At 58.5% G+C, this 2209-nt stretch carries 2 protein-coding genes and 2 pseudogenes; all 4 read left to right on the top strand.

Annotated elements, in window-relative coordinates; genetic code table 11:
• Positions 1–277 (top strand): annotated as a pseudogene (locus AC1D17_RS28645) (SDR family NAD-dependent epimerase/dehydratase); the annotation flags it as partial.
• Complete coding sequence (gene galE, locus AC1D17_RS28640) at positions 277–1263, top strand: UDP-glucose 4-epimerase GalE (RefSeq protein ID WP_477568583.1); 987 nt, start codon at positions 277–279, stop codon at positions 1261–1263. The pseudogene AC1D17_RS28645 and the gene galE, both read left to right, overlap by 1 nt.
• A pseudogene (locus AC1D17_RS28635) lies at positions 1260–1622 on the top strand (N-acetylglucosaminyltransferase); the annotation flags it as partial. The gene galE and the pseudogene AC1D17_RS28635, both read left to right, overlap by 4 nt.
• Positions 1623–1934: 312 nt before the next feature.
• Positions 1935–2171, top strand: a complete 237-nt coding sequence (locus AC1D17_RS28630) for a hypothetical protein (protein ID WP_477568584.1) — start codon at positions 1935–1937, stop codon at positions 2169–2171.
• Positions 2172–2209: the final 38 nt, after the last annotated feature.

Below are 2209 nucleotides of genomic sequence, written 5' to 3'. Positions count from 1 at the left end.
GTCCACGACCGGCCCGTTCAATCTCGGCAATCCCGAAGAATTCACGATCGATGAGCTGGCCGGGCAGGTGGTTCAACTCACCGGCTCGCGGTCGAAGATCATCCATCGTCCGTTACCCATCAACGAACCGCGCCAGCCTCGCCCGGACATTTCGCTCGCCATGCGGGAACTCGACTGGCGCCCGAAGGTGAATTTATCGGCCGGCCTTGCGCGAACGATCCGCTATTTCGATGGTCTTCTTGCAGGGGCGGACCAGCCACTGACGGAGGTTGTATAATGGTTACGCCGCGTCTCCTCGTCACCGGTGGTGCCGGCTATATCGGCAGCCACACTGCAAAGCAGCTGCGTTTGGAAGGAATCGAGCCGGTTGTCTATGACAACCTGACGACCGGAAATCTTTCATCAGTACGTTGGGGACCGTTCATCCGAGGAGATGTCCTCGACACTCCCTACCTGATCGAGATCATCGAACAGTACAAACCGGTCGCTGTCATCCATTTCGCCGCTTCAGCCTATGTCGACGAATCCGTGACCGACCCTGCAAAATATTACCGCAACAATGTCTGCGGGACACAATCGCTTCTCGACGCCTGCCGGCAGGCGGGGCTCGACAAGATCATCCTTTCGTCCAGCTGTGCAACCTACGGCGTGCCGGCGACGCTGCCCGTCAACGAGGCGACGCCACAGGTCCCGGTCAATCCTTACGGTAGGACAAAACTGATCGCCGAGCACATGCTCGCTGACTACGCCGCCGCTTTCGGTCTGCGTTACGTGGCGCTTCGCTACTTCAACGCCTGCGGCGCCGATCCCGATGGCGACCTCGGCGAATGGCACGATCCGGAAACCCATTTGATTCCGCGGGCTTTGCTGGCCGCGGCAGGCAGGAATCCTCGCTTGAAGATACTCGGCGATGACTACCAAACGGCCGATGGAACCTGCATACGCGACTATGTTCACGTGACCGACCTCGCGCGTGCGCACGTGCTGGCATATAGGCATATCGACAAGGGCGGCGAGAACGTGGCCCTTAATTTGGGCAGCGGGCGCGGGTCTTCCATCAGGGAAGTCCTGAGAACGATCAATCAGGTTACCGGACAAGATGTCCCGATCGCTATCGGCCACCGCCGAGAAGGTGACCCGCCGGCTCTGTATGCGGACGCCAGCCTCGCCCATCAGGTACTCGGGTTCCTGCCCGAATATTCCGACCTCGCAACCATCGTGCGGACTGCGGCGCCATTCTTCGGCCTGGAGGTGCGGTCGTGACCCATCTTTGCGCCGTCGACGAGACAGGCGACCCGGACCAAACGGGCAAGCCCCTTCTCGTTCCCGCACTTAGCGGATACCATCGGACGGAATATTTTTTCGGGGCGGGTGTCTAGGTCCCTGGCTTATTTTCGGGCTTGGTGGCTGGAGCCGCGCCATCACGATGTCTTTGGTAGTATCATCGTCACCATTGCTTGGGTGGGTGACGCTTTTTGCCGGCCTATTTTGTGGTGGCGTTCTCTCGCGCCGCAAGGCCGAACGGGCCGTTGCGTGTTCCAGCCGGAAGCCGCGTCGCCACGATCGTGACAAAGGCACCTTCGGAACCTTTCCTCATACCGGCGAAGACGCTGAAGGCTGTCAATCGGCGCGGAATGTTGACCCCTTATCGGCGTCCAATCTTTACCCCTCGGTAGACCAAGTGCGGGTGTTGGGGGGGCTCTCGGGCTTTGGCTTTGAGAGCGGTTCTTGAAGCGCTAGGATTCGGAGCGCCGTCGTCAGATTTTCTAGTCCAGCCATAAACTTGACTTGTGGGCTGCTTCTGGTGCCGCATCTTCGAAAGCGGACGCAATGTTCCAATCCATATCACCCATTGACGTGGGCATTTTTCACCATAATAGGGTCAAGCCGAAAAATGTGGTAAGCGCCAACCAACCAACAACAACAGGAGTGTAATCGTGAGTGAACCGACCGTAGCAGATGCAACGAACCGCATTTATGAATCGCTCCAGGCGGACAATGCCGACATCGACGCGCATATCGCAACTCTCAAGGCAGCATTGACGCGGGCAGGTTTGAAAGAGGCCGTGTTCGACCCGGCTAGGCTCGTGCAGAATAACCGTTCTGGCAGGAAGCTTATGCAGGCCTACTTTCGGCAGCGCGGCGTGACGGTAAAATATTCGGCTTCGTGAAGCCTTTCCATGACGTCAGACAGGCCTGACGGCTGACC

The organism is Pararhizobium sp. P1_E7 (assembly GCF_056405855.1).
The sequence above is the reverse complement of the archived record's forward strand: the minus strand, read 5'-3'. Positions and strand labels throughout refer to the sequence as shown.

What these genes read in the sequence shown, in the direction of transcription:
- galE (WP_477568583.1), top strand. Translation starts at nt 277, where the DNA reads ATGGTTACGCCGCGTCTCCTCGTCACCGGTGGTGCCGGCTATATCGGC.